Annotated in this window: 19 protein-coding genes and 1 pseudogene; 7 read left to right on the top strand and 13 right to left on the bottom strand. The window is 45.7% G+C overall.

Annotation, left to right across the window (positions count from 1 at the left end; all coding sequences use genetic code 11):
- Positions 1-271 precede the first annotated feature (271 nt).
- The 7 genes from choV to AB4167_RS16810 all read right to left on the bottom strand — a co-directional run bounded on the left by choV (position 272) and on the right by AB4167_RS16810 (position 8,996).
- Positions 272-1,483 carry a choline ABC transporter ATP-binding protein gene (gene choV / locus AB4167_RS16840; protein ID WP_372136782.1) on the bottom strand — a complete coding sequence of 404 codons (1,212 nt, stop codon included), beginning with the start codon at positions 1,481-1,483 and terminating at the stop codon, positions 272-274.
- A 2-nt stretch (positions 1,484-1,485) separates the two neighbouring features.
- Positions 1,486-2,328 carry a choline ABC transporter permease subunit gene (choW, locus tag AB4167_RS16835; protein ID WP_102398299.1) on the bottom strand — a complete coding sequence of 281 codons (843 nt, stop codon included), beginning with the start codon at positions 2,326-2,328 and terminating at the stop codon, positions 1,486-1,488.
- 95 nt (positions 2,329-2,423) lie between these two features.
- Positions 2,424-3,395, bottom strand: a complete 972-nt coding sequence (locus AB4167_RS16830; RefSeq protein WP_372136781.1) for a choline ABC transporter substrate-binding protein — start codon at positions 3,393-3,395, stop codon at positions 2,424-2,426.
- A gap of 119 nt (positions 3,396-3,514) precedes the next feature.
- Positions 3,515-5,227, bottom strand: a complete 1,713-nt coding sequence (betA, locus tag AB4167_RS16825) for a choline dehydrogenase (RefSeq protein ID WP_102398298.1) — start codon at positions 5,225-5,227, stop codon at positions 3,515-3,517.
- 72 nt (positions 5,228-5,299) lie between these two features.
- Positions 5,300-6,760, bottom strand: coding sequence for a betaine-aldehyde dehydrogenase (gene betB, locus AB4167_RS16820; protein ID WP_372136780.1), 1,461 nt, complete (start codon positions 6,758-6,760; stop codon positions 5,300-5,302).
- A gap of 105 nt (positions 6,761-6,865) precedes the next feature.
- A complete protein-coding gene (gene betI, locus AB4167_RS16815; protein ID WP_048610022.1) occupies positions 6,866-7,468 on the bottom strand; it encodes a transcriptional regulator BetI in 603 nt (200 codons plus the stop codon).
- A gap of 430 nt (positions 7,469-7,898) precedes the next feature.
- Positions 7,899-8,996, bottom strand: a complete 1,098-nt coding sequence (locus AB4167_RS16810; RefSeq protein ID WP_372136779.1) for an alpha/beta hydrolase — start codon at positions 8,994-8,996, stop codon at positions 7,899-7,901.
- A 288-nt stretch (positions 8,997-9,284) separates the two neighbouring features.
- Between AB4167_RS16810 and AB4167_RS16805 the strand changes: the two genes are divergently transcribed.
- The 5 genes from AB4167_RS16805 to AB4167_RS16785 all read left to right on the top strand — a co-directional run bounded on the left by AB4167_RS16805 (position 9,285) and on the right by AB4167_RS16785 (position 16,371).
- Complete coding sequence (locus AB4167_RS16805) at positions 9,285-9,989, top strand: response regulator (RefSeq protein ID WP_372136778.1); 705 nt, start codon at positions 9,285-9,287, stop codon at positions 9,987-9,989.
- Between the two features lie 36 nt (positions 9,990-10,025).
- A complete protein-coding gene (locus AB4167_RS16800; protein ID WP_372136777.1) occupies positions 10,026-11,345 on the top strand; it encodes a sensor histidine kinase in 1,320 nt (439 codons plus the stop codon).
- 100 nt (positions 11,346-11,445) lie between these two features.
- Positions 11,446-11,721 (top strand): hypothetical protein, encoded by a 276-nt coding sequence (locus tag AB4167_RS16795; RefSeq protein ID WP_017065177.1) that lies wholly within the window; start codon positions 11,446-11,448, stop codon positions 11,719-11,721.
- Between the two features lie 572 nt (positions 11,722-12,293).
- Complete coding sequence (locus AB4167_RS16790; RefSeq protein WP_372136776.1) at positions 12,294-14,663, top strand: M4 family metallopeptidase; 2,370 nt, start codon at positions 12,294-12,296, stop codon at positions 14,661-14,663.
- A gap of 151 nt (positions 14,664-14,814) precedes the next feature.
- Positions 14,815-16,371 (top strand): M28 family metallopeptidase, encoded by a 1,557-nt coding sequence (locus tag AB4167_RS16785; RefSeq protein WP_372136775.1) that lies wholly within the window; start codon positions 14,815-14,817, stop codon positions 16,369-16,371.
- A gap of 142 nt (positions 16,372-16,513) precedes the next feature.
- Here AB4167_RS16785 and lhgO read toward each other — a convergent pair whose 3' ends face one another.
- From lhgO to AB4167_RS16765, 4 genes are all read right to left on the bottom strand, one after another.
- A complete protein-coding gene (gene lhgO / locus AB4167_RS16780) occupies positions 16,514-17,728 on the bottom strand; it encodes an L-2-hydroxyglutarate oxidase (RefSeq protein WP_065584461.1) in 1,215 nt (404 codons plus the stop codon).
- A gap of 26 nt (positions 17,729-17,754) precedes the next feature.
- Positions 17,755-19,932 carry a TRAP transporter permease gene (locus tag AB4167_RS16775; RefSeq protein WP_372136774.1) on the bottom strand — a complete coding sequence of 726 codons (2,178 nt, stop codon included), beginning with the start codon at positions 19,930-19,932 and terminating at the stop codon, positions 17,755-17,757.
- Between the two features lie 184 nt (positions 19,933-20,116).
- Positions 20,117-21,130 carry a TAXI family TRAP transporter solute-binding subunit gene (locus tag AB4167_RS16770; RefSeq protein ID WP_017061064.1) on the bottom strand — a complete coding sequence of 338 codons (1,014 nt, stop codon included), beginning with the start codon at positions 21,128-21,130 and terminating at the stop codon, positions 20,117-20,119.
- 317 nt (positions 21,131-21,447) lie between these two features.
- Positions 21,448-22,788 carry a sigma-54 dependent transcriptional regulator gene (locus AB4167_RS16765; protein WP_102321268.1) on the bottom strand — a complete coding sequence of 447 codons (1,341 nt, stop codon included), beginning with the start codon at positions 22,786-22,788 and terminating at the stop codon, positions 21,448-21,450.
- A gap of 230 nt (positions 22,789-23,018) precedes the next feature.
- On the opposite strand from AB4167_RS16765, the gene AB4167_RS16760 reads away from it, so the two are divergent.
- The gene (locus tag AB4167_RS16760; RefSeq protein WP_372136773.1) at positions 23,019-25,082 is read left to right on the top strand and encodes an ATP-binding protein; all 2,064 of its coding nucleotides are present in this window, start codon (positions 23,019-23,021) and stop codon (positions 25,080-25,082) included.
- Between the two features lie 112 nt (positions 25,083-25,194).
- Positions 25,195-25,359: a hypothetical protein gene (locus AB4167_RS16755; protein ID WP_016785428.1), complete on the top strand. Its 165-nt coding sequence runs from the start codon at positions 25,195-25,197 to the stop codon at positions 25,357-25,359.
- Positions 25,360-25,379: 20 nt separating this feature from the next.
- Here the strand turns inward: AB4167_RS16755 and AB4167_RS16750 are convergent, their stop codons facing one another.
- Together AB4167_RS16750 and AB4167_RS16745 are read right to left on the bottom strand one after the other, a co-directional pair.
- Positions 25,380-25,913, bottom strand: a complete 534-nt coding sequence (locus AB4167_RS16750; RefSeq protein ID WP_016785429.1) for an AAA family ATPase — start codon at positions 25,911-25,913, stop codon at positions 25,380-25,382.
- 53 nt (positions 25,914-25,966) lie between these two features.
- Positions 25,967-26,504: pseudogene (locus AB4167_RS16745) on the bottom strand (hydrolase).
- Positions 26,505-26,662 lie beyond the last annotated feature (158 nt).

The following is a 26,662-nucleotide window of genomic DNA, read 5'->3' as shown; positions in this document are numbered from 1 at the left end:
TACACTGTAAATTGATAAATTACTTCATTGATTTTTCCGCATTGTACTGATGTTCATACTATTCTCAATCTTTTCTATACCACTAAACTTGCGTGGTACGGCACTTTTACTTAATGAAGGGGAAATGAAAGCTTCAATGAAGGGGAAAATAACGAGTCAGAGAATACAAGTTCAAAGAATAATATATTTTAATAATCATAGAGGTAGAGAGACTTAACCCTCTCCACCTAATAAAAAACCAGCCCTAATCGCCAAGCTGGAAAACGAAATTTTACGCAGCGGTATTCATCTGAAAATTACCCGTTAGCGCGTTGTAAAACTCGCTGTTATCCAAAATACCAACCAGTTGATTGTCTTCCACCAGCAAAATCGGGTGATTACTTAGCTGTTTCAGTTTAATCGCATCACGCATGCCAATTTCAGGGCTTGCCACAACCACACTCGACGCGCTGATCGCGGTTAGGTCGTCAGATTCGCTCCACTCGACAAGCGCCAAAGCAGATTCACCTTTTACTGATAAAGCACCTTCACTCTGTTCAATCCAGAGATCTTTAGAATCGCAGATCTTCCAGCTTTCATTCTCTTGCGTCAGTGAATCAAGAGGCTGCATCAAAGAACGACCTTTAAGCACATTCAATGGATTGGTGTGAGCCACGAAGTCTTTTACGTATTCTGTTTTTGGCGTCAGTACGATCTCTTCAGGCTTACCGTGTTGAATCAATTTCCCTGACTCCATGATCGCGATGTTGTTACCAATCTTCAGTGCTTCATCTAGGTCGTGACTCACGAACAGAATCGTTTTGTTGAGTTTGTTTTGCAGTGTGATCAGTTCATCTTGCAGTTGAGCACGAATCAATGGGTCAAGCGCCGAGAACGGTTCATCCATCAATAGAATGTCGGTGTCCATTGCAAACGCACGCGCCAAACCAACACGTTGCTGCATGCCGCCAGAAAGCTCATGAGGGAATTTGGTTTCCCATTCGGCTAGGCCGACCATTTCTAGTTGTTCACGCGCTTTTGCACGACGAACATCTTTCGCTACGCCCTGCATCTCAAGACCAAACGCCACGTTGTCTAATACGTTAAGCCATGGCATCAAAGCAAACTTTTGGAAAACCATGGATACACGGTGAGTACGAAGATGACGCAGAGTCGCTTCATCACATTGCGCTAAATCGACTTGTTGGTCACCGTCTTTGATTGTTAGTGAACCCCGGCTGATCTCATTCAAACCGTTAACTGCGCGAAGCAAAGATGATTTACCAGAACCAGACAAACCCATCAATACACAGATCTCGCCTTCTTCAACCGTCAGCGACACATTGTCTACGCCGACAACTTGACCTGTTTCATCGATGATCTCTTGGCGAGTTTTACCTTGATCGAGTAGTTCCAGCGCTTGATTGGCTTTGTTACCAAACACAACATCAAGGTTTTTAATGGTAATCGCGTCCATTGCCTTTTGTTCCTGAGAGATAGACATGATTAAGCTTCCTTCTGGTTTGGTGTTTTGCACAGGCGGTCAAGGATGATTGCGACTAAAACAATCGCTAATCCGGCTTCAAAACCTTGTGAGATGTTCACTGTGTTCAATGCACGAACAACCGGTTTACCAAGCCCGTCAGCACCAACAAGAGCGGCGATAACCACCATCGAAAGCGACAACATAATACATTGGGTGACACCCGCCATGATGCTTGGCAGAGCGGCAGGTAATTCAACTTTGAGCAGTAACTTCATGCGACTTGCACCAAAAGCTTTACCCGCTTCAATCAGCTCTTCAGGGACTTTCGTTACCCCTAAGTAGGTCAAACGAATCGGTGCAGCTATCGCGAAAATAATGGTCGAGATTAAGCCAGGAACGATGCCCAAGCCGAATAGAACCAGAGTTGGAATCAGATACACAAACGTTGGGACGGTCTGCATTAAATCGAGAATTGGACGCAAAACTGTATAGAGCCAAGGACGGTGAGCAGCCATGATGCCAACCGGTACGCCAATTAATACGGAAATCGTTGTCGCCGCAAAGACGAGAACAAAGGTTTCCAGCATTTCTTGCCAGTAGCCGAGGTTAAGAATAGTCAGCAGTGCCGCGACCACAAAGATCACTAGCGAAGGTTTTCGGTGTAAGTACCATGCAATCGCAGCAGTAATCACGATTGGCAGAGCAGGCGGCATCCACTTAAATACATCGACTAAAAACATAATGACGGTTTCTAGAAAAATCGAAATAGCGTCAAAGAATCCTGCTGCATTGATTGTTAGCCAATCAACACCCGCTTCCATCCATTGTCCGACAGGGATTTTGTTTTCCGTAATAAAATTCACAATATTGCCTTTTATTATGGGTGGGCTACTTCAAACCAATCGATAAATTGGCAAGCCCACCTTTATTATTTATGTAGCTGTTGAGATAGGTAGAACTAAGCTTTAACTTGCTTTAGGTATTCAGTAACGGCTTGAGTCGCTGATTCACCTTTATGCGTTTTTACGTTGTCTAACCAAGCTTCAACTTGTTGAGGGTTGTTGTTCAACCACTGTTGAGCCGCTTTTTCTGGCTTCACTTTTTGGTTAAGAATCTCTTCCATCAACTGGTTTTCCATCTCAAGAGTGAATTCTAGGTTTTGTAGAAGTTGACCGACGTTTGCACACTCAGACAGGTAGTTTGAACGAACGTTGGTGTAAACATTCGCGCCACCGTAGTTAGGGCCGAAGAAGTCGTCACCGCCTGAAAGGTATTCCATCGCAACATTGCTGTTCATCGGGTGCGGAGCCCAACCAAGGTAAACAATCCATTGGCTACGACGTGCTGCGCGTGACACTTGAGACACCATGCCCGCTTCGCTTGATTCCACTAAGCTGAAATCTTTCAAGCCAAACGCGTCAGAATCAATCATTGATTGGATTAGGCGGTTACCGTCGTTACCCGGTTCGATGCCGTAGATGCGGTCTTTAAATTTGTCGGCATGTTTTGCTAGGTCTGCGAAGCTTTTCACACCAGAGTCGTACACGTATTTTGGTACAGCTAGTGTGTATTTTGCGCCTTCAAGGTTGGCACGAACGGTTTCAACCGTGCCCTCTTCACGGTACTTAGCAATATCGCCTTCCATGGTTGGCATCCAGTTACCTAGGAATACGTCAATATCGCCGTTCGCCATTGAAGAGTATGTCACCGGTACTGAAAGTAGGTCGGTTTTGGTTTTGTAACCAAGGCCTTTTAATAGTTCGGAAGTAACGGCGGTTGTAGCGGTAATGTCAGTCCAGCCTACATCAGCGAATCGAACGTTTTCACATTGCTGCGGTTCAATAGAAGCGTTAGCGCCAAATGCAAATGAACTAATGGCTAATGTTGCTAATACCTTTTTTGTAGCGGTTTGTTTATGTTGAGTCGTCATAATGATTCCTTTTTATCTTTCCTTTTTCTGCCCTAACTCATACTAATCAGGGCAGTTTTGCTGACTTTTGACTAATTTTGGTTGTTACTTTTTATTATTTTTATCTCAATAACAGAGGCTTACGCTTCTCTTACTGGTTTATTGATTCTTTGCTTCTCTTGCCATTCAGGTGCAATCCACACTGGAACGTCCTGCTTTTTGAGCATTGGATTGCCCAAAATCAAATCGGAAGCACGCTCAGCCACCATAATGGTCGGGGCGTTCAAGTTTCCGTTTGGAATAACAGGGAAAACAGATGAGTCGACAACGCGCAGATTATCAATACCGCGAACACGACACTCTTCATCAAGCACTGCCATTGGATCATCATCAGCGCCCATTTTGCAGCCACATGAAGGGTGATACGCACTTTCCACGTTCTGCTTAACCCATTCGTCGATTGCTTCATCGGAAGTCACACTTAGACCCGGCTGAATCTCTTCACCTCGGTAAGCATCCATTGCTGGTTGAGACAAGATCTCACGCGTTAGACGAATACAATCGCGCCAATCTTGGCGGTCTTGCTCAGTCGAGATGTAGTTGAAAATGATCTCTGGCTTGGCATGCGGATCAGCAGAAGTGATCGCAACCGTACCGCGACTCTCTGGCTTATTAGGCCCAACGTGTACTTGGAAACCGTGACCATCAAAGGCCGCTTGTCCGTCGTAACGCATCGCTGCTGGCAGGAAGTGATATTGAATGTTTGGCCACTTCAATCCTTTACGAGAGCGAATGAACGCACACGATTCAAAGTGGTTAGTAGCACCCAGACCTTTGCGAGTCAGAATCCATTCCGCGCCAATCATGCCTTTGCTCACCAAGCCAAGCTTGCTGTTGAGTGTGATCGGTTCGTTGCAGTGATATTGGAAGTACACTTCTAGGTGATCTTGAAGGTTTTCACCGACACCGCTTAGTTCGTGTTTAACTTCAACGCCAGCCTTTTCAAGCACCGCTTTCGGGCCGATACCAGAAAGCTGCAGCAGTTGAACAGAACCGATAGAACCCGCAGAAGAGATCACTTCTTTGTTCGCCACAGCCACCTGGGTATTTCCTGACTTTTCAAACTCGACACCGACGGCTTTCAAGCCCGATTGACCATTTGAGTCTTGTCCTTCAAGTAGGAAACGACGCGCCACGATACCTTTCTTCAAGGTCAGGTTTGAACGCTTCAATGCTCGACGTAGATAAGCGTTAGAGGTTGAGGCTCTAACACCCTTGTCTACCGTCATATGCATAGTGCCGAAGCCTTCTTGCTGGTAGCCGTTGTAGTCTTGTGTTTCTGGGTAACCGGCGTCTTTACCTGCATCGATGAACGCTTGGTAAAGCGGGTTGAGCTCCATATCGTTACCATTACAAGTGCCGACAGGGCCATTGTCTCCACGGTATTCATCACCACCTTTGTTCCATGATTCAGCACGGCGGAAATAAGGCAGACATGCTTGGTAGTTCCAACCCGCAGCGCCCTCTTCTTCCCATTGGTCAAAATCACACGCGTGGCCACGAACATAAACCATACCGTTGATCGATGAGCTGCCGCCTAACACTTTGCCACGTGGGCAGTGCAGTTCACGTCCATCAAGGCCCGGCTCTTTCTCTGTTTCAAATTGCCAAGCGTACTTTTCAGTATTCATTGGGTAAGAAAGCGCGGTTGGCATTTGGATAAAAATACTCTTGTCCGTACCACCAGCTTCCAGTAATAAAACGCTATGTTCACCGCTTTCCGTTAGCCTATCCGCTAACACACAGCCGGCCGAACCCGCGCCGACGATAATATAATCGTAGCGTTGTTCCATGTTTTGATTTCCCTGAGATGAGTCAGTAGGGCTAGCTCTGTTAAGCTAACCCATAAAATTGAGTGTTACGCGTTAGGCATAAGGGCTGGCGTAGTCGCCAAGTTCAATAAGAATGCTCTTAGTCTGCGTATAGTGAAGTAGGGTTTCTGGTCCATTTTCACGGCCAATACCCGAAAGCTTGTAACCACCAACCGGCATTTCTGCAGGTGAGTCACCCCACGTATTAACCCAACAAATACCAGCCTGCATTTGATGGATCACGCGGTGAGCACGAGAAAGGTTTTGCGTGAACACGCCAGCCGCTAGGCCATATTTGGTGTCGTTAGCGCGGCGAATCACATCGTCTTCGTCCGTAAACTTCAACACTGACATCACAGGGCCGAAGATCTCTTGCTGAACGTGAGGCATGTTGTCTTCGCAATCCACAAACACGGTTGGGATAACAAAGTTGCCGTTTTCGAGGCCGTTATCTGTCACTTGATAGCCGCCCGTCAGCAGGGTTGCACCCGACTGTTTTGCTAGCTCAATTGCTTCAAGGACTTTTGAAAGGTGTTCTTTAGAAATCAACGCGCCGATCTGAGTCTCCATGTCCATTGGGTTACCAATGATCAGCTTCTCAGTGCGTGTTTTAAGTTGATCGATGAATGCGTTGTAGATATTTTTGTGTACATAAACACGGGTACCGTTAGTACACACTTCGCCTTGAGTGTAGAAGTTTGCGACCATCGAAGCCGAAACTGCATCATCCAATTTCGCATCATCAAACACGATCATTGGTGACTTGCCGCCAAGTTCCATGGTGACTGATTTCAGTGTCTTAGCGCTATCCGACATTACCGCTTTACCGGTACCGGTTTCACCTGTGAACGACACTTTCGCGATATCTGGGTGCGCCGTTAGCATTTGACCTACTCGGTAATCGCCCTGAACCACGTTAAACACGCCATCAGGAAGACCAGCTTCAGTAAAGATCTCTGCAAGCTTTAGAGCTGTGAGCGGCGTCTCTTCTGAAGGCTTGAAAATCATCGCATTACCCGCAGCGAGTGCTGGAGCCGATTTCCACATCGCAATTTGGATAGGGTAGTTCCACGCGCCGATGCCCGCACAGATACCTAGCGGTTCGCGGCGTGTGTAGAAAAATTGAGATTCACTCAGCGGCTGTTGGTCGCCTTGTAGCGTTGGTGCCAAGCCAGCAAAGTATTCAATAACATCAGCACCAGACGCCACATCCACTTCAATTGCTTCTTGCAGCGGCTTGCCCGTATCAACAACCTCAAGGTTTGCAAGGTCATTATTTCGAGCTCTAAGTATTTCCACTGCCTTCAACAGAATGCGGCTGCGTTCCACAGCGGTCATTGCAGACCATACCGCAAACCCGCGTTTCGCAGATTCAATAGCACTGTCGACATCTGCTGAAGATGCTTGGCCTAAGGTCGCGATAGGTTCACCGTTGGCAGGGTTAATGCTATCAAAGGTTTCACCAGAGGTTGCTTTAACCGCTGCGCCATCGATGTATAACGAGTTCATTTCCATTTGAGATTCTGACTTAATTATTGTTATTAGACTCTACTGGTCTAGTTTGAATTTTGGGTGTAAGTATTGGTCGTTCTAGTGCTGTTCTAGTTCTAACACTGCGTTCTATTTGGTACTGCACGAGTAGAACGTCAGTTGTTTATCTAGATAATCATTGATGATGGCACGCGCCTTTTGAGCATCGATACCATCTGGGTTTAGTGTGCCTCTCAGCCACAAACCATCAATCAGAGACGCAATCCCGTGAGCAACGAGATCCGCTTGTTCATGATTCAAAATACCTTTCAACTCAAGACGTAAGTGTGAAATCAAACGTTTTTCATTCACACGTTGCAGTCTTTTCAGCTGCTCGTCATGCATTGAATATGACCAAAATGCCAACCACGCCTTCGCGACCTTATTTTCTGCTTGGTAACCTTCGAAGTTACCATCGATGATCGCGTTAATTCTCTGTTGGTGAGCATCAACAGGAAGTGCTTTTAGTGACGTGGTGATGGTATTGGAAAGTTGGCGAAGGATTTCACGCATGGTCTCTTCGAGCAGCCCATGCTTTCCACCAAAATAGTGATTAATAATGCCAGTGGAGACTCCCGCTTCTTTGCTGATCAACGCAATACTCGCGGCATGCAAACCCACTCGATCAATCACCGTCATGGTGGCTTGAACAAGCTGTGGTTTACGTATATCAGGCATCCCGACCTTCGGCATTTCTCAGTCCTTTTATTTTATATTGAACGTTCAGTTAAATATAAAATGACAGAAATTTAGTTAGGGTTCAAATGATTATTTAAAACAAACTCATAACAATACAGCATTCAAAACAACAAAAATCATTATAGAACAACAGCTTAAATATCATTTAGAGCACTAACGAAAACAATTGAAGATTTGAGGTGTGATAGTTATTGGTCAAATGTTTTTGCTTAGAAAGTTCAAGAATCAATCAGTGAGAGTCCTTGTAGAAACTTTTTGGGGAGGGAGTGGAAAGGAAGTATCAAGGAATTTTCATACTGAAATTTAAGACAAGGAAATCCACAATCAACACAGGTAACGAATCAAAAAATGAACAAAAAAGGTTGGCGACAACAGCGTCATCACCAACCTTCTCAGTCGTTTCTAATGTTATTGCAAGCCTAAGCTACTCAATGCGTGTGATGAAACCGTATTTATCTGACTCAGCCTTAGTCACCCAGTGTTCGCCAGAAGCCGGAGCAGAATCCAACGTGAAGATATAGAAGTCGATTCCTTTGTCTCCCATTACCTTTTTAAAGTAGGTCGCTTGCTTGCGATGGCTTTCGTTCGTGTATGGGAAGTCTTTGGCTGTTTTATCATCCTCAGCCCAACTGTGCACACCAACCTGCTTATTAAGCTCAATGGCTTTAGTGGTATCTGCTCGTTGCAAAACTCGTGGGTTACCCGCAGCGAAAAGATCCGTGCCGCCAGAGAACACCGACCCCGTAGGCGTTACGATCGTCGTCATGTTGTTACTGTGGATCATGCGACCGGTGTACATATTGATATCGTCGTCAGCACTGCCACCTATGTGGTTATTAAATTTCAAGATCATTTCACTGCCTGGGTATAACTTAACGATATCGAAAAGCTGCGAATAGGTTGTTGCCCCAAGAGTAGAAGTAATGCGCTCAACGGCGCCAGTCTCGTTGAGCACATCACGGTAAAAAGCGTTGAAAGCAAACGAGGTGGTTATCGTTACCTTGTTCCCACTTTTAGTGTTACTCAGAATGGTAGACCCAAGGCTAGTCACGTATTGAACCAGTTCATTGTGATACTCAAGCTCGACGGGCTTATGAGTATTCGTCGTCGTGTTAATTAACGTGGTGTCATTGCCGATTGAGCGTTGAGCCGCACCACAATCAAACACGTCCAAACCCTTGCTCTCTGTGTAGATACCGCAGCTATCAAATCCTGCATCAGGGAGGTACAGATCCACACTTTGACCTAAACTATCCGCAAGCCTAACCACTTTTTGCTTATCACTAATATCTTCCGCAAACAGAACGATTTCATACTGCACACCGTTGTAATCAAGTTTTATGGATTCTTGGACCTCTTGTCGCTCTTTATACAACTCACCCAGTTTCGCTGATGAAAATACGTAATCCGCTTGAGGTTTTGCTTGCACTTTGGTGGCAGCTTTACCTGAGTTAGAGCTTGAATTACAGCCCGCTAACAGAATCAAAGGTAACGCCAGTAATGCATTTCTATAGTCGTTCATACCGTTATTCCCAAAATGTTTGATGAGAAAATTCTATTGTTTAGCGCTGAATTTATCTGTCGTGGAAATGTATGAGAATGTCGAGCCTATTTGAACGATGTTTTTTATTTTCCTATAAATGCCAATTCATCATTGAACTAACTTATAAAGTGTTTAATCATTCGCTTTAGGTATTTGGCGAAGCATCTGAACTTATATGCAATAGCGTATAATCGTAATGGTTCATCACGACGAAGACTCGCTCACCTAATCTCAATAAGTGAAACGCACGACAAGGCTGATAATGGAATGACAAAACCTAAAATGATCATCGTGGAAGACGATTTGAAACTTCAGAACATGTTGCAGGACTACTTCGTCGCGCAAGATTTTGATGTCACGGTGTTGGACGATGGCAGCGATGCCGCACAGACCATCCTCGCGGAGCAACCTGACATCGTATTGCTAGATTTGATGCTTCCTGTAACTGATGGACTTACAATCTGCCGACAGACGCGTACGCACTATAAAGGTAAAATCTTGATGCTCACCGCTAGCGATGACGACTTTGATCACGTCGCTGGTTTAGAGACAGGGGCTGATGATTATGTCACCAAGCCAATCAAACCACGAGTTCTGCTGGCCAGAGTTCGTTCGCTATTACGCCGCCAAGACGTCAATACGGCTTCAGTCGATGACTCAGATAACCTTCAGTTTGATCAACTCGTTCTGAAAAACACCTATAAGAAGTGTGAACTTTCAGGTGCCGTTTTATCACTCACTGACAGTGAATTTGACCTACTTTGGTTATTGGCAAGCAACCCAGACACTCCGTTGTCTCGTGACTACTTGACGCAAACATTGCGCGGGATTGAGTACGACGGAATAGACCGCACAATAGATAACAAAGTCGTGCGTCTAAGAAAGATACTGGGCGACGACCACACACCAGCAGAGAAAATTCAGACCATTCGCGGTAAAGGCTACTTGTTTGTTTCCACCGCCTGGCATTAACTTCGCTCACTACGAGCGTAATGAAAGAGAGCGATTATGCGACGTATCTTTTTGGAGTCCCTATTAGGGCTGTTAGTTTGCTTTATGGGCGGCATTGTCGCCTACGAAATCTGTGTCTATCAGCTCAATACCGACTACGAATATGTTCTGCAAGATTATGAAGCGACAGCCCACCAGCAACTCATAGAAAACATCGCTAAAAATCAGGGGCTTGAAGCGGCTCAACAAGCAATGAACCAGTTTGTCGAAACCACTCGCAATAAACTGGTGACGTTCAACCCAAAAGATGAAATACCAAGCCCCGTTTCAGAGTTCTTCAGCACGAATCCGAATACCTTTATCTTTCACGATGATGAGCGTGATCTATGGTTTCGCTTAGCAAGCAGTGACAATACCTATCATTACCTACCCAACAGTGAAGCGTTCGTTAGGCAAAAAATAGAATTGGAAGATGACCTCATTTGGTTATTTTTCCTAGCAAGCTTTATCTTATACGGCTTATGCCACCTATTTATCATCTTCCGCCGAGTTAAGAAGCTTGAATCGGCGACGCTAGCCTTTGCAGAAGGGGATCTCTCTTCACGAGCCGAGACCTCAAGTGGCATCGCAATTGGCTCACTCAACAAATCCTTTAACCTAATGGCCGATCGCATTCACCGGTTAATTGAGAGCAATCGTTCACTCACCAATGCGGTCGCTCATGAACTGCGCACGCCGATATTCCGGATCCAATGGCAAGCTGAAATGCTTAAAGACACACCGCTCAACGAATCTCAGCAAGAGACTGTAGAAAGCATTGTGGAAGATACGGAAGAGATGGAGAAGATGGTCGACGAGCTATTGTGTTACGCCAAGCTGGATAGCTGCGACCTCGAAAATTTGCAGCAGCCTGTCGAGATAAATGACTTTCTTGGCCACGCAATGACGCGTTGGAACAAAGATACAGAGCTCAACATCAACCTATCACTGCCAGAGCAACCATACGAGATTCTTGCGGATGAGATACTGCTGAACCGCGCCCTAGATAACCTCGTACGCAACGCCATGAAATTCGCACGCTCTCAAGTGTTAATTGAAGCCAGCGTGCATCAAGAACAACTACAGATTGCCGTACATGATGATGGTGATGGCGTGGCACAAGAACATCAAGCTCGCCTGTTCGAACCCTTTTACGTTGGCGACAAAGCGCGTAACAAGGCCAAGAGCGGCCATGGTTTAGGGCTTTCTATCGTCGAAAAGATCTGTGCTCAACATAGCGCGACCGTAGAGGTTGGTCAGAGCCAAACCTTAAAGGGGGCGGTATTCACCATATCCATTCAGCTATGTAATGATTCCGCTGACAAACCCATACAGTAACTACAAAACACCTCTGGAATAATGTTCAACATCGGTCGGGAGATGCTGTCTCCCAATGAACTTATTGAATCTAAATTCCAATCTTTCTTAAGGTGTTTGTATGAAAAAGTTATTAGTTGTTTTAGGCATTGTTTCTCTAGCGGGTTGTTCTGGTATTAGCCACAACGAAGAAGTGTACACAGCGCACGCAGAGAGCTTCAACATTGTCGGTTTCCAAGTGCCAGGTAACACTCAAGACCGCGCAATGGAATTAGTACCTGAAGGTGCAACGGTTGATACGATTCGCTCAACAAACTCTGATACGAGCTCTGTTCTGGGTATCATCAACCGTATTATCGGTATCGACTACGTACAAGTTGGCGGTAAAAAGCAGTAATTCGCTATAGTGACGTTAGCCACGTACCATAATTAAGTGTCGCAGTTGCCTACCTATATTCAGTAGCCTGCACAAACTAAGTTAATCTAAGCCAGTGACCCGTCGCTGGCTTTTTTCATCCAGCAGATTTTGTGCTCTGTGCCAAACAAGTGCCCGATTCCCCTTCCCTCTTTTAACTAACAATTCGAAAAATAAGCCGAAAAGTCTTCGATTTCTTATCAAAATTGCCCCTAAATTCGCTAAATGGCCTTCTGTTTAAAGTGACACTTTCAAATCGTTGATCCTTCTATCAACCCAGAATCCGTTAATTGAGGCACAGATCAATTTACTCGAAAATCTTAATTTCCAAGAGAAATAAACACTTAATAAAAGTGTCACGATTTTATAAATAAACATATAGGTGCGTTCAAAAATAAACAGAAATGATAACTATCTGTAAATACGAGAAATATAAGTTTCATGAATAAAAGAGATCATTGCCATGCTACTAATTAATCAGATCGAATGATGTAAATTCGCTGTGATTAATTTGTTACGTTTTCTTGGATTTTACATGGAAAGAGAAAACAACAATGAAAATAAGAAAACGTTTAGTTGCCGTTGCTATAGCCAGTGCTATGTCTTTGTCAGTGCATGCAAGTGAATCCTTTCAAATCGATCAACCGATCAACTTTACTAGCTTCTCTGGGTTAAACGCTCAGTTAGGAGTCAGTAACGCCTCTAGCTTCAAGATGGTGAAAGAAGTAAACCTGAAAAAGCGTGGTATCTATAAAGTTAAGATCCAGCAGAACATCTGGGGAACACCGGTATGGGGACATTACCTAAATGCCACCCAAAGTGTCCAAGGTGGCGCACTTAAGTCCGTTCAAGGTCGCTACCTTAAAACAACGACCTTAGAGCGATCTTTTGTTAAGCCATCAATCAACAGCGCTCAAGCGGTTGAACTCGCAAGTAAAGATCTAAAGACTCAAGGCTTAACCAGCAAATCTCTAGACAACGTTCAACATCAGCTATTTATCTATCAAGGCTCTGTGAAGCAAGGCATCGGACAGCAAAGCGTAGATAAAACACGACTAGTGTACGTTGTCTCTTACCTAGTAGAAGGCAGTGAACAGCCGACTCGACCGTTCACCATGCTAGACGCGCACACAGGCAAAGTCATCGACCGCTGGGAAGGTATTGCCCATGCTCAGATCGGTACTGGCCCTGGCGGCAACGAAAAAACCGGCATGTACGAATACGGCACCGACTACCACTACCTTGATGTTCAAGAAGTGGGCACAGAGTGTGTAATGGAGTCTGAAAATGTCGTTACCGTTGACCTTAATGGCGCGACCGACGGCGACACCACTTACAGCTATGAATGTCCTCGTAACGAATATAAAGCCGTGAACGGCGCATTCTCACCACTCAACGATGCCCATTACTTTGGCAACATCGTGTTCGATATGTATAAAAACTGGTTCGACACAGCGCCACTCTCCTTCAAGCTCATGATGCGTGTTCACTACGGTGAAAACTACGAGAATGCATTTTGGGACGGCAGAGCCATGACCTTTGGTGATGGGGAGAGCTTCTTTTACCCGCTTGTTAGCCTAGATGTATCAGCCCATGAAGTGAGCCACGGTTTCACTGAGCAAAACTCAGGTTTGATCTACGCAAACCAATCGGGCGGTATGAACGAAGCCTTCTCTGACATGGCCGGTGAAGCCGCAGAATACTATATGAAAGGCACCAACGACTGGATGGTCGGACGCAATATCTTTAAAGGCGAAGGTGCGCTGCGTTACATGGACGATCCATCACGCGATGGCTCTTCAATCAACAACGCATCCGAGTACTACGATGGCTTAAACGTGCACTACAGCTCTGGCGTGTTCAACAAGGCGTTCTACCATCTTGCAACCACACAAGGTTGGGACACCAAAAAAGCGTTCGAACTGTTCGTGCTAGCCAACCAGATCTACTGGTCTGAAAACAGTGACTTTTGGCAGGGCGCCTGTGGCGTGAAAAACTCAGCAACCGACCTTGGCTACAGTGCCGATGATGTTGTTTCTGCGTTTAACTTAGTGGGTGTATCACCGTGTGGCGAACCACCACTTCCACCAGAACCGGAATATCAACGCCTTGAAAACGGTGTTGAAGCCGCAGTTGCTGGTGAAACAGGCTCAAAAACTTACTTCGATATCGAAGTACCAGAAGGCCAAGACAAGCTAACGATTGATCTTGCTGTGTCTACTGGTGATCCGGATATGTATGTTGGTCTAGATTATGCGCCAAGCTCTCAAGAGAATATCTGTAAGAGTGAAAGCGTAACCGATGAAGTATGTGTAATTGAAAACCCAACAGCTGGTCGCTACACGGTGAACATTCTGGGTTACTCAGATTACGCAGGTGCAAATCTGAAAGCATCGTACGAATCAGGCAATGCTAACGTACCGCCAGTTTCTTCTTTCGAACACACGGTCGTAGGCAAAGAAGTAGAGCTGCGTAGCACAAGTTCGGACAGCGATGGCCAGATCGTCTCTTACCAATGGAACCTAGGCGATGGCAGCACGCAAACCGGTGAAGTGACTCATTATACCTACGCTGAAGCTGGCGACTACTTGGTGACTCTAACCGTGACTGACGATGCAGGTGTTGCAACATCAACAAGCAAATCGATCACGATTGAAGGTGATTCGGCAGAAGGCTTCCCACTAAAACTGAAGTTTGGTAACAAAAACCCGAATGGCAAAGCTCGCGTTAAGCTGGCATGGGATTACGACACCAATGACTACTTCGTTATTAAGCGTAATGGCAAGAATGTTGGTGCTACAGACTTCAACTCATACGTCGACAAGTTCCGTCACAACGGCACAGTGGATGTGGAGTACCAAGTGTGTACCTCAAGCGATATCTGTTCAGAAACCAAGCATTACCGTTTCATTAAAACTCAATAATCGAAAGTAGATTCAGGGCTCCTTATAGGAGCCCTTTTCGCTATTTGGCAATGAGCTATTTAGCGAATGAAACGTCTACATGAAAAACCTACGCATTACACAAAAATCGAACCCATCAACATAACAATACTCACGATAAAAAGGACGACAAATGGCTATTCAAAAAAGCATGCTAGCTTTAGCTGTGCTCGGGGGATCGTTAACCCTAATCAACAGTACTGCGGCTTACGCATCCCTAGGTATCACACCACCAGCGAACGAAGAGGTTTGGATCACCACCGATGCGGACGCACAACATATTATGACTCAACATGGCGCAACGGTTTACCCAGGCGTGACAGGAAACAAGCATTCCATCGTCGCGAAAATCAACCAGAAAGAGCTGGCGAAACTATCTAGCCACATGCACGAAGAAACCCACCGTTGTGGTGGCTACATGGTGCACGAAGACAAAGCAAGCGCACTCAAGGCCGCAGCGATGCCACTGACCATGAGCAACTTCGAAAAGCCAGTTATCAGCCATCAAGATACGGTGAACGACCTACTCGCTCAGGTCGAGCCGAACAACATGGTCACGACCATCGAAAATCTAACCAACTTCACCAACCGTTTTTATACTACTTCTACTGGTGTCGCTGCTTCAGATTGGCTTTTAGAACGTTGGGAGACGGAAATTAAAGATGTGCCTTATGCGTCTGCACGCCAGATCACGCATGCCGAATATCCGCAAAAATCCGTTGAAGTGACACTGCTTGGCGCTAAATATCCTGAAGAGATCGTCGTTGTTGGTGGGCACCTTGATTCGACCGTTGGATCTTGGACAAGCGAAGGCACCATCTCACCCGGAGCCGATGATGATGCGTCTGGTATTGCGACCGTAACTGAGTCGCTTCGCCTGATGATCGCCAGTGGCATTCAGCCAGACAAGACCATTAAGTTCTATGGTTATGCTGCAGAAGAAGTCGGGCTACGCGGCTCACAAGATGTCGCCAACGCTTTAAGAGATGAGCAAGCAAACGTTGTATCGGTACTGCAATTAGACATGACCAACTACAACGGTTCGGCGCACGATATCACCTTCATCACAGACTATACCGACAGTAACTTAACCGCCTACTTAAGCGAGCTGATCGACACTTACGCTAGCGACATCAGTTACGGCTTTGATGATTGTGGTTATGCCTGTTCTGATCACGCCTCTTGGCACAATGTTGGCTACCCAGCCGCCATGCCATTCGAAAGCATGTTCAATGATTACAACCCAAGTATTCACACTGAGCACGACACGCTTGAGAACTCCGATCCTACGGCGACACACGCGACCAAGTTCGCCAAACTAGCCATTGCTTACCTTGTCGAAACCAGCCTTGATTCACCCGTTGCAGGCCCTAAAGAGCTGCAAAATGGCGTGCCTGTTAAAGGACTTACTGCAGGATATGGTGAAGAGCAGTTCTTCACATTTACGACTCAAAGTGCAGGTCAGTTAACGGTAACATTAACCGGCCCTCGAAGTGGCGATGCCGACTTATATGTGAAACACAACGGCACCGTATCGAAAGCGAACTACGACTGCCGCCCATACCAGAACATCAGCAACGAACAGTGTGTATTGAACAAGCCAGCGGGTGAATTCAGCATCATGGTGCGCGGTTACCGTAACTTTAACGATGTCACCATCGTCGCTAACTTCGTGCCGGATTGGCTGTAAGGTTGGTTATTGACTAACAATTAAACCTAGCAAACACGGCTAAAACTAAAAATCCGCAAGCCCACGATCATAAATAGATTGGAGCTTGCGGATTTTTTATTGTCTTCGGAGAGCATCTCAACTTAATAACCTTTAGTTATCATCAAGCCGTCTTTTTCATTACCTTGCCACAGATGTACTCACCAATCGGCATTGCAGAGGTCGCAGCCGGTGATGGCGCGTTACATACATGTAAGCTTCTTGGGCTTTCGGCAAACAGGAAATCATGGACCAAGGTGCCATCCTTCAGTACCGCTTGAGCACGAATCCCAGCAGGATAAGGCTTAAAATCATCAACCGTAATACTCGGGCAGTATTTGTTCACTAGCTTTAGATATCCCGGTTTCCACCACGAGTTCTTAAACTCGACCAAACCCGTTTTCAAGTGATTCGCAGTCACTTTCCAAAAACCCACAAAGCTCAGCATCTGCCAAGTGTCCTTGAAGCTAAAGTTAAGCTTGCCATAACCTTCTCGCTTCCAGCCTTGAACTGCATTTGGCCCTACTGTTACGGAGCCATCAATCATGCGTGTTAAATGCACGCCCAAGAAAGGCAGTTCTGGGTCAGGGATCGGATAGATAAGATGATTCACCACTTGGTTGTGCTTAGCGTCTAACTGATAATACTCACCGCGATAAGGCACGATTTGGAAGTCGGTTTCGATGTCTAACATCTTGGTCATTCTATCGGCCATCAAGCCAGAACACGTGATCAAGAATCGACTGTTCAGTTGAAGAGTCTGACCATCTACTTTGCACGTTAACTGCACTTCATCTTCTTGCTCATCGGCCATGATCACTTCCGTACCAAGGCTAAGCTTACCACCCGCCTCAACAAACTCTTGAGCCATCACTTCGGTGACTTTTTTGTAGTCGACGATACTGGTGGTTTTGACATAAATCGCACCCAAACCCGTGATATTTGGCTCGGCAAGTTTGAGCTGAGCTTGATCCAACAAATCAACATCAATATCGTTATCGTGGCAACGCTGATAGAGCGCATTCATTCGCTCCACTTCTTGCTCATTGGTCGCGACCAACAACTTACCGCAGTTTTCGACGGGGATATCGTGTTGGCTACAAAAGGCGATGGTGCGCTCTACGCCGCGTTTACAAAAATCCGCCTTTAAACTGCCCGGAGCGTAGTAAACACCAGCATGAATCACCCCGCTATTATGGCCAGTTTGGTGCTGCGCGAAACCACGTTCCTTCTCGACTAAAAGGATACTTTTATCAGGGTGAGCTTGCTGTAATTGCCAAGCCGTAGACACGCCAACAATGCCGCCACCAACGATAATATAGTCGTATATTGAGTTCATAATATTCCTACATTCAATCCTTTTAATTATAGGGAAGACGCGACAGTGTTAGACCCGGTTTGAGGTAACTTTTTTTCCTCACTTTCTGATTCCATTTTCACTTGATTAGCATCGTATTTACGACCGCTGTAGATAAAGATGCCAACAAAAATGGCAACACATACCAAACGGATCACGACTGAAACATCAGGCCATACTAGAGCTATACCTACCGCAACCAACACTACTCTAGTAATAATATTAACTTCGCTCTCTAGATAACCTTCAATCGCCGCGATAAACGCGTAAGTACCAATAACAGCAAAGCCACCCGTGACTAACACGGAGATCACATCCCAACTTACCAAGTTAGTGTAGGCAATCAACAATGGTACTAAATACAAGCCTTTGGCTATCTTCCATGCCATTAATCCCGTTCTCATCGGGGGTGTTTTAGCAATGGTTGCAGCCGCAAATGCAGTTAAACAAACAGGCGGAGTCACGTTGCTGTCTTGCGATAGCCAGAAAATGATCAAGTGGGCAGAAAGCAGTGCAAGGCTGATCGCTTCTAAGCCAAGGCTCTGTTCAAGCAGAGTTTCCACAAAATCAGCAGGGACTAACGCAATCATCTCTTTGGCTGTTTCAAGTGCCATTGGCGCGTTCAGCAAATCAAGCTTATCTGGCGCAGCCAACATGAAGATAGCTTTCGCCTGTTCCGGTAACTGTCCCGAAACCAACAGGTCGAGCAACTGACTTTCAGCAATCAGTTTATACAAAGCTGGTGCAGACAGAGTACCCAACACGATATAAGCCGCGGTTACTGGTAACCCCATGCCCAGAATCAAAGACGCCAGTGCAATTAAGGCGATCATCACCAACAAATCGCCGTTCGCCCAGCTGTTGATCATCAACGAGAAGGTGTTACCAATACCAGTCGTGCTGATCACGTTGATCACCAGACCAATGCCCACTAGCAACACAGCCGTGGTCGCCATGTTTTTTGCGCCTTGAGAAAGCGCTTCGATGATCGCCTTTGGACCCATTTTGTGATTTGTAGAGAACCATGAAGCCACCACGACAGACAGAATCGAGATGCCCGCAGCGTAAGTCGGCGTAAAGCCCTTCACCAACAGAGTCACTAACACCGCTAATGGGATCAGGTTGTGCCAACCCGACAGCAATACTTTCAATAGAGGCTCACAGCCAGAAGTCACCTTTTGCACACCACTGCGTTTTGCTTCGATGCGCACGAAGAATGCCACAGACAAAAAGTAGATAAGCGCAGGAACGAAGGAAACCGCAATAATATCGACATAAGGAATTTGCGTGTAAGAGGCCATGATGAACGCGCCCGCACCCATCACAGGTGGCATCAGCTGCCCGCCAGTAGATGCAGCCGCTTCAACACCTGCCGCGAAGCGCGAAGGGAAACCTGCCTTTTGCATCAAGGGAATACTGATCACGCCCGTCGATACTGTGTTTGCTACGCTCGACCCGGAGACTGAGCCCATCAAGCCGGAGCCAATAACGGCAATGAAACCAGGGCCACCAATCACTTTGCCCGCCGCGGCACGGGATACATCAATAATGTAGTCGCCGACACCAGATCGAACTAAAAATGCGCCAAATAAGATGAACATGAACACGAAGGTCCAACTGATTCTTGAGATCGAACCAAACATCCCTTCTGATGAATAAAAGCTTCGATAAAGTAACGTCTCAAGGCTTAAACCCGGAAAATGAAAAATACCGCTGGTCCATTGTCCCCAAAGCACTACATAGCTTAAACACACTAAGATAAGCACTGGAATGAACCAGCCCATAGTGCGTCTAATCAGCTCGATGACGATGGCAATCGCCAAGATAGAGAAAAACCAATCACTGGCGATAAATTTTACGCCTCGGTCATAAAGGGCGTCTTCTGCGAAGGGGATATAGATAAGACAAGCCAGAGCCGCCAAGGCAATTCCGATGTCGACAGCCAGCGCTATCTTGCTATTTTTCAGCGAGATATGAGCGGGATACCAGAGTGCACAAATGATCGCAAAGCCAGCGAAGTGGGTCGCCGAGATCCAAAGTTCAGGCAAGGTAGATAAGGTATTAAACCAAATGTGTAACAACGAGATGAGCACTCCCATTGTCGTTATTGCTTTGCCCACCCACGGAAAATCCGTTCGGGTCGGCAGTTCAAATTTTTTCAGTTCCTGCTGCAGCGAATCGCTCATAGAAAACTCCTGCTCTCCGCAGCAAACACGAAGAGAAAATCCATAAAGTGAGGAGGTGCACGAACACATTCTTGAGCGAACGTGCACCAAGCAATTAAGTCACGAAGGGGTTAGTTGATGACAAACAGCTAGTTCGCGACAAATCATTAGCTCACGAACCAATAGTTACCTGACAAAAGATAAGCTAGTTAACGATCAACTCAGAAGGGATCTCGATGCCCATCTCTCGATAATAACGTGCAGCGCCTGGGTGAAGAGGAACAGGCAGACCTGCGATCCCTTTCTCAAGTGCCATTGCTTTGGTTGCTTTATGGATACCTTGTAGGAAAGGTAGGTTTTCATAGATAGCTTTGGTCAGTTGATACACATCGTCTTCAGAAATGTCTTCGCGAACTGCTAGGAAGTTAGGTTGGGCAATCGTAGTAATTGGTTTGTCGACACCTGGATAAGTGTTTGCTGGGATCTCGTACTTGGTCCAGATATTGTAATCGCCATTCGCTTGTTTGATCTGCGCATCGGTAAACGACAGGATTTGAATATCTTCACCCAAGGCAGCAAAGGCTTGTGTTACCGCACCAACAGGCACACCAGCAGGCGTATTCATGCCATCAATCGTGCCGTTTTGTAGTGCACTAGCACTGCCACCGTAACCCATAAAGGCGAGTTTAAATTGTTCTGGGTTAACCGATAGGCCCTGCATGATCTGGCGTCCTGAATTCTCAGTGCCTGAGTTCTTCTTACCGATAGAGAATTTCTTACCGTTTAGGTTCTCTAGATCGCTTACCGTACCTGTTTTTGCTAGATCTGAACGCACAATAAAGTGTTCTACATTTTGCCATAACATGGAAACTGAACGCAGTTGAGTTTGTCTGCCAGATTTCTCATATGGCCCCAAACCCTGCCAAGCCCAAGCACCGTACAAACCTTGTAGAATTGCGAACTGAGCTTCGTTCTCGTTCAACAACTTTACGTTCTCACCCGAGCCCGCAGAGCTGATAGCCGCTAAAGAAAAATGCTGCTTAGGCGCAAGCTTAACTTTACTCAATGTCGCTAAGGCCACACCCACTGGATAATAGGTACCACCCGTTGAAGCCGTCGCTAAAATATAGCTGCGATCTTCTTCAGCTGACGCATTACTGATAAGGCCAAGAGAAGCCATTGCTAGCGCTAAAGTTTTAACCAGCTTGTTGTATTTCATTGTTACTCTCCATGTAGGGTTATTCACGTTATATTTTTGTTAACAACAATAGATAGCAAGCGTAATGCCAGTTTTTAACTATTTGTTTTAATTTACTTTTATTTTAAAACCTATTCAAAATAAGCCGTTTTTTGCTTATTCCCCTGTTATTAAGTAAGCCATTTTTTGCTTATCGGCTACCGGAATTAACACCTGTAGATCGGGAAGCAAGTCACACCATGTTGCAGTTGTGTGATCAATGTATGTAAATTGATAAATATGCAATGAGCCATTTATTGCTCATTAAAAATCAACAAGCACTGCGATGAAGCCGCTCTCTAAGGGTCAACATAGTCACTTCGATTTAACCCATAACGCACCATCTTTTGGTTCAATGTTCGACGAGGTAAATCCAAATCTTGCATCACGTCATTGATACGCCCTTTATAACGAACTAAGGCATCATGAATCACTTTCCTTTCAAAGCTCTGTACTTGAACCGCCAAAGGGATGCCCGCCGTTGTGGACTCTGTGACAGAATTGGGACGACACGCCAAAATATCCCCAACGGTCAAGCTTTCATCCAATGCAAAACGAATCGCAACATTACGCAGTTCACGCACATTGCCCGGCCACGCATACGAGAGCAGTGCATAGCGATCAGCCTCACTGGCTATACGTGTTTCGGAATTGGCTTCTTGGGTGAAGTGTTCAAACAAAAGTAAGGCATCTTCTTCACGCTCACTGAGTGGAGGCAAATGCAGCTGGGCAACATTCAAACGATAGAATAGATCTTGGCGAAAGTCGGGGTGATTCAGTAGATCGCTTTTCGAGGCAGAGACCACTCGTAGATCAACATGTTGTTGCTGATTCCCCCCCACGCGTTCGACGACATTATCTTGCAAGGTGCGCAGCACTTTTACCTGCATCGACAGCGGCATACTCTCTATTTCATCAAGGAACACTGTGCCTTTGTCGGCAAATTCCAGCTTACCAATGCGTCGTTTGGCCGCACCAGTAAACGCTCCGGCTTCGTGTCCAAACAGCTCGCTTTCAAAGAGATTTTCTGGGATTGCGCCACAGTTGAGCGGAACAAACGGATGGGTTTTACGTTGGCTGAATTCATGTAAGCAAGAGGCGACCAGCTCTTTACCACAACCCGTTTCACCATAGATGATCACGTTGGTGTCTATGGAAGCGACTTTCTGGATTTGCTCGCGCAGTTCACACATCACTTTACTGCGACCGATCAGCACCTGTTCAATGCCCTTAAGGTTATCCAGATAGTTCTGACGACTGTTTCTGTCTTGGCCACTTTGATGTTTATCTACCGCTTCCGATACCGTTTGAGACAGACGCTCTGGGTCGAATGGCTTCTCAATGAAGTCATAGGCACCTTGCTGTAAGGCTTTCACCGCCATATCGACATCACCATGCCCAGTAATCAAAATAACAGGCACATCTGGCACAAGACCTTTGAAACGCCCTAGCAGATCAACACCATCAATATCAGGTAAACGAACATCGGTGATAATGGTTTGAAAATCACCCTGCTCTACGGCGTTTAACGCATCTTGTCCTACTTCAAATGCGGTGACATCGAAGCCCGCCAGCTGCAACCATTGGCTGGTTGCTTGACGCACAATCGCGTCATCTTCAATTAAAGCAATACGCTGCATAGTTTGGTTCCGCCACTCTACATCTGATTAATATCGTCCACGGTATGTAAAAAAACCTCAGACGAAAAGGAGCTAGCTCCCACTTTGAATAACACTCCTTTAACAGTTTAATAATGTTTGTTAGCTTCGATTTGTCCCACACTCCACCTTCCAAGCAATAAAACAGTGAAGCTTCGTATCTCATTAATCTAGATAGGTAAATCACTAATTTTAAAAGGATTTAATCAAGCATGGTTAACAACAATCGATATTGGTTATTCCTGTGTACCTGTTTATTGATTGGATTGGTGCAGGTCACCACCAAGAATGGCATCAGCCAGTGGAAACTCGAGCAAGCCCAACGCTACGCCGAACAACGCTTCCTTGGTTACATTGCAGAAGCGAGGCGAACCCTTAAGCGTTTCTATTATTTGCCCTACCTAGTAACCAATGATGAAACCAGTGTGCGCTTCATTGATGGTGAAGCCCGCCTAGAAAAACGCATTAAGAAGCAGCTGATTCAATTGGATAAAGCCGCCAACACCAAGGGCTGGTATCTGCTTTCTGGCGAAGGGGACTTGTTGGTATCGAGTGTTGAAAGAAGCAAACTGAGCAATAAGAACGCCAGTACAATTGTTTCGAAGATCCACCAACAAGGTGGTGCGATTTCAGTGGTGACAAAAAACAAAGGCGTGACACCCGATTACTTCATAGCGGCACCCGTATATCGAGCCTCTGATGTGGTTGGCATTGTCGCGGTGCAAATCGATTTGTCATTGTTAACCGATCAATGGTTTGCCGATGGTGAGGCGATACTGTTTCAGAACCCTCGCGATCAGTTCTTTCTCTCCAGTGACAACAGGTTGAGTGCCGATTGGTTCAATGACACCTTCAATTCTCAGCCCACAGCGACAAAACGTGAGCTGTATGACCAAACCCATATTCGCGTGTGGCGATTGCAAGATAAAGATTACCTAATTCAGTCCATCAAGTTAGACGATCTGAATTGGCGTTTAACCTACCTAACGCCATTAACCAGCCTCAACCAGACCACGAACTGGATCAGCTGGAGTGTGGCGGTTGGCTGTCTTTTCATTCTGTTACTGTTGGTTATTCTTTACCAAAGACGCCAGAAAAAGCTCAGCAATCTGAGAATCCAAAAGCTTATCGAAGAGTCTGAGAAACGACTGTCTGGGATGATCAATAAAACCCATGTTGGGTTAATACTGATCGATAAACACGGACGCATTCACGATATCAACCTGATGGCGAAGAACTACTTTTCACTATCTGATTCAATGATCAATAACATCAAGGCGTGGCAGTTATTTGAGGCAGTTAACCCGAATTCAACCACCTTGCAACTGCTCAAAAACTTAGAGCAGCATCAAGAGCTGGCCGAGATAACTAGCGTCGAAACCATGGCAAGACGCAGCGATGGCAGCTACTTCCCAGTCTTGTTCTCTATTAGCGCCTTTCCTTGGCATGCGACGACTTACTACCTGTGTACCGTAATCGATATCAGCAAACGTAAGAAAGCCGAAATTGCGGTGCAAAACGCCAATAAAACGCTACAACTGCGGGTCGAAGAGCGAACTCAAGATCTAAAAGATGCGCAGCAAGAACTTGTCGAATCTAGCAAACTGGCTGCACTAGGGCGGATGTCGAGTGCGATTACTCATGAACTCAATCAGCCGCTTACTGGCCTAAAAACCCTACTTTCGAGTAACCAGTTGCTGATGGAAAGAGGCGAGACTAAGATGCTGAAAGCGAACATGGATCTGGTGATGAGCCTAATCGACCGAATGGCTAACATGACTAGCCAGCTGAAGTCATTCGCCTTTCAAAGGCTTGAGAAACCTTATCCTGTTTCCCTAACAGACGCACTGCAAGAAACCCTGCGTATTCATCAAACCGAGCTAGACAGCGTCGATATTCGTGTGCGTATCGCTTCCAATATTTCGATGGTAATGGGAGAAGAAGCACGACTTCGCCAAGTGCTTGGTAACCTGCTTAGAAACGCCATCGATGCTACTCAGAATCAAACACCCGCGACCATTGTTATCAGTGCACATACCGATCAACAACGTGTGATCATCAAGGTGCAAGATAATGGCTGCGGTGTATCAGAAGACCAACTCGAAACCATTTTCGAACCGTTTCATACCAACAAAAAAATGGGCGAAGGTTTGGGGCTGGGGTTAGCTATTACAGCCAACAATGTACGGGATATGCAAGGCACCTTGATAGCAAAGAACAACCCAGACCAAGGCATGACATTCACACTAACGCTGAAGAATATAGATAGTGAGTAGTTACTAATAAGACTCAAAAATTACGATAATTGACTCGTATATATTTTAGCTTATTAAGAGAGTACATCTTGGTAGGTATTCGTGTCTGACGCATGAACCGGTTGAGCAAACAGTGACTAAAGTATCAACGAAACAATCAAGCAAGAACCTAGACATCAACCGCACTCTGTTCAAAGGGCAAGACGTTGAAACCGCAGCCAGCTGGCTACATAACACCAGACAAATCATTGCTGTCGGTATCGGTGGCGGTTCGACAATCGCCTCTCAAGAGCCGTAACACCGACTGTTTCGATTAATCTAACCAACCGAGGCTAAGATAAACTCGACTCGTACCTCAACAGATAGCTTAGGCACTTCCACCAGCTGATAACCAAACTGATTATAGGCTGTCACCATCTTTTCATAGGTGGCGATCGCTTCATCAAAATCTTGCTTGCGCTCTTGGTCATTGATGAAAATCGAATCCCATGGCGGGAAGATAAATACCTTGCTGTTGTATTCCAGTTCATTACAGTTATTCAGCAAAGACTCTGAAATAGGCAACGTTTCTAACAAGCTGTAACCGTATGAATCTACGATGCTTCTATCAAAGAAAACGAGTTGCTCACTTTCCTCAAACGCTTGGTAATTCGCTAACTCCTCTCGCACCATTTCGTCACGAAAAGTCACTTTATCTAACCACGGCAAGGCTCTACCTTGTTGCTCGACTTGTTGCTGAATCACTTTACGTCCAACTTCTGGTGCGCAGCGATAGCCCAGACTTTTCAAAGCATCGATGACTGAGGTTTTTCCAGATCCCGGCCCTCCGGTAAATACGATTAGATTGTTCAAATAAACCTCTTCAAAATGGAAAGTTAACGAATCGGACCTAAACGAAACCCAAGTTAACGAATCAAGGATAGAATGAGCTTAAATTCTGGTGCGCGGCAATCTTTCACTAGCTCGTATAAGCTCATTTCTAATCCCGTAATTTGGACACCAGCGTCCTGTAATCGGCTGATAGCCAACTTCTTATTCAATGCTGTCCGTGAACCAATACAGTCGCCAACTACCTGAACCCTGTACCCAAGCTCCAACAAACCCAATGCGGTTTGATAAACACAAATATGAGCCTCAATCCCACACCAACCAAGTCTCTACATCCTTGGTTTGAACCGCCTCAACAAACTTGGGCTCATCACACGCGTTAAACGTGAATTTAGGTATTGGTTTAGCATCACTCAAAAGGTCATTGAGTTCATCAACCGTCGCACCTAGCTTCTCTGGATTCTGCTCCAAACGAATAATTGGCAGACCCAAAACCTGTGCGCCCTTAATCAACTTTCCACAGTTAGAAATAAGTGTCTCACTCTCATCAACAAGGCGTGCAAGCTTACCTTGCACGTCCACAACCACCAAACATGTATTTTGTTTCATTAGCATGTGTATTCCTTGTTTTTGGCAGCCTAACTCACTAAGCAACCGGATGAGCATTTTATCTACTATGTAACGATTTAGCTTACAAAGCCATACAGTAATACGTATAAGACTACGGAATAATGCTCACCAACGGTCGAAAGGCCGACAACAAAAATAATTGA

It is taken from the genome of Vibrio sp. 10N.286.49.E11 (assembly GCF_041469505.1).
Classification (GTDB): Bacteria; Pseudomonadota; Gammaproteobacteria; order Enterobacterales; family Vibrionaceae; genus Vibrio; species Vibrio crassostreae_C.
The sequence above is the reverse complement of the archived record's forward strand: the minus strand, read 5'-3'. Positions and strand labels throughout refer to the sequence as shown.

Excerpts from the sequence above, each read along its gene's own strand:
- choV (WP_372136782.1), bottom strand. The coding sequence starts at position 1,483 with ATGTCTATCTCTCAGGAACAAAAGGCAATGGACGCGATTACCATTAAA.
- AB4167_RS16830 (WP_372136781.1), bottom strand. The coding sequence starts at position 3,395 with ATGACGACTCAACATAAACAAACCGCTACAAAAAAGGTATTAGCAACA.
- betA (WP_102398298.1), bottom strand. The coding sequence starts at position 5,227 with ATGGAACAACGCTACGATTATATTATCGTCGGCGCGGGTTCGGCCGGC.
- betB (WP_372136780.1), bottom strand. The coding sequence starts at position 6,760 with ATGGAAATGAACTCGTTATACATCGATGGCGCAGCGGTTAAAGCAACC.
- betI (WP_048610022.1), bottom strand. The coding sequence starts at position 7,468 with ATGCCGAAGGTCGGGATGCCTGATATACGTAAACCACAGCTTGTTCAA.
- AB4167_RS16810 (WP_372136779.1), bottom strand. The coding sequence starts at position 8,996 with ATGAACGACTATAGAAATGCATTACTGGCGTTACCTTTGATTCTGTTA.
- AB4167_RS16805 (WP_372136778.1), top strand. The coding sequence starts at position 9,285 with ATGACAAAACCTAAAATGATCATCGTGGAAGACGATTTGAAACTTCAG.
- AB4167_RS16800 (WP_372136777.1), top strand. The coding sequence starts at position 10,026 with ATGCGACGTATCTTTTTGGAGTCCCTATTAGGGCTGTTAGTTTGCTTT.
- AB4167_RS16795 (WP_017065177.1), top strand. The coding sequence starts at position 11,446 with ATGAAAAAGTTATTAGTTGTTTTAGGCATTGTTTCTCTAGCGGGTTGT.
- AB4167_RS16790 (WP_372136776.1), top strand. The coding sequence starts at position 12,294 with ATGAAAATAAGAAAACGTTTAGTTGCCGTTGCTATAGCCAGTGCTATG.
- AB4167_RS16785 (WP_372136775.1), top strand. The coding sequence starts at position 14,815 with ATGGCTATTCAAAAAAGCATGCTAGCTTTAGCTGTGCTCGGGGGATCG.
- lhgO (WP_065584461.1), bottom strand. The coding sequence starts at position 17,728 with ATGAACTCAATATACGACTATATTATCGTTGGTGGCGGCATTGTTGGC.
- AB4167_RS16775 (WP_372136774.1), bottom strand. The coding sequence starts at position 19,932 with ATGAGCGATTCGCTGCAGCAGGAACTGAAAAAATTTGAACTGCCGACC.
- AB4167_RS16770 (WP_017061064.1), bottom strand. The coding sequence starts at position 21,130 with ATGAAATACAACAAGCTGGTTAAAACTTTAGCGCTAGCAATGGCTTCT.
- AB4167_RS16765 (WP_102321268.1), bottom strand. The coding sequence starts at position 22,788 with ATGCAGCGTATTGCTTTAATTGAAGATGACGCGATTGTGCGTCAAGCA.
- AB4167_RS16760 (WP_372136773.1), top strand. The coding sequence starts at position 23,019 with ATGGTTAACAACAATCGATATTGGTTATTCCTGTGTACCTGTTTATTG.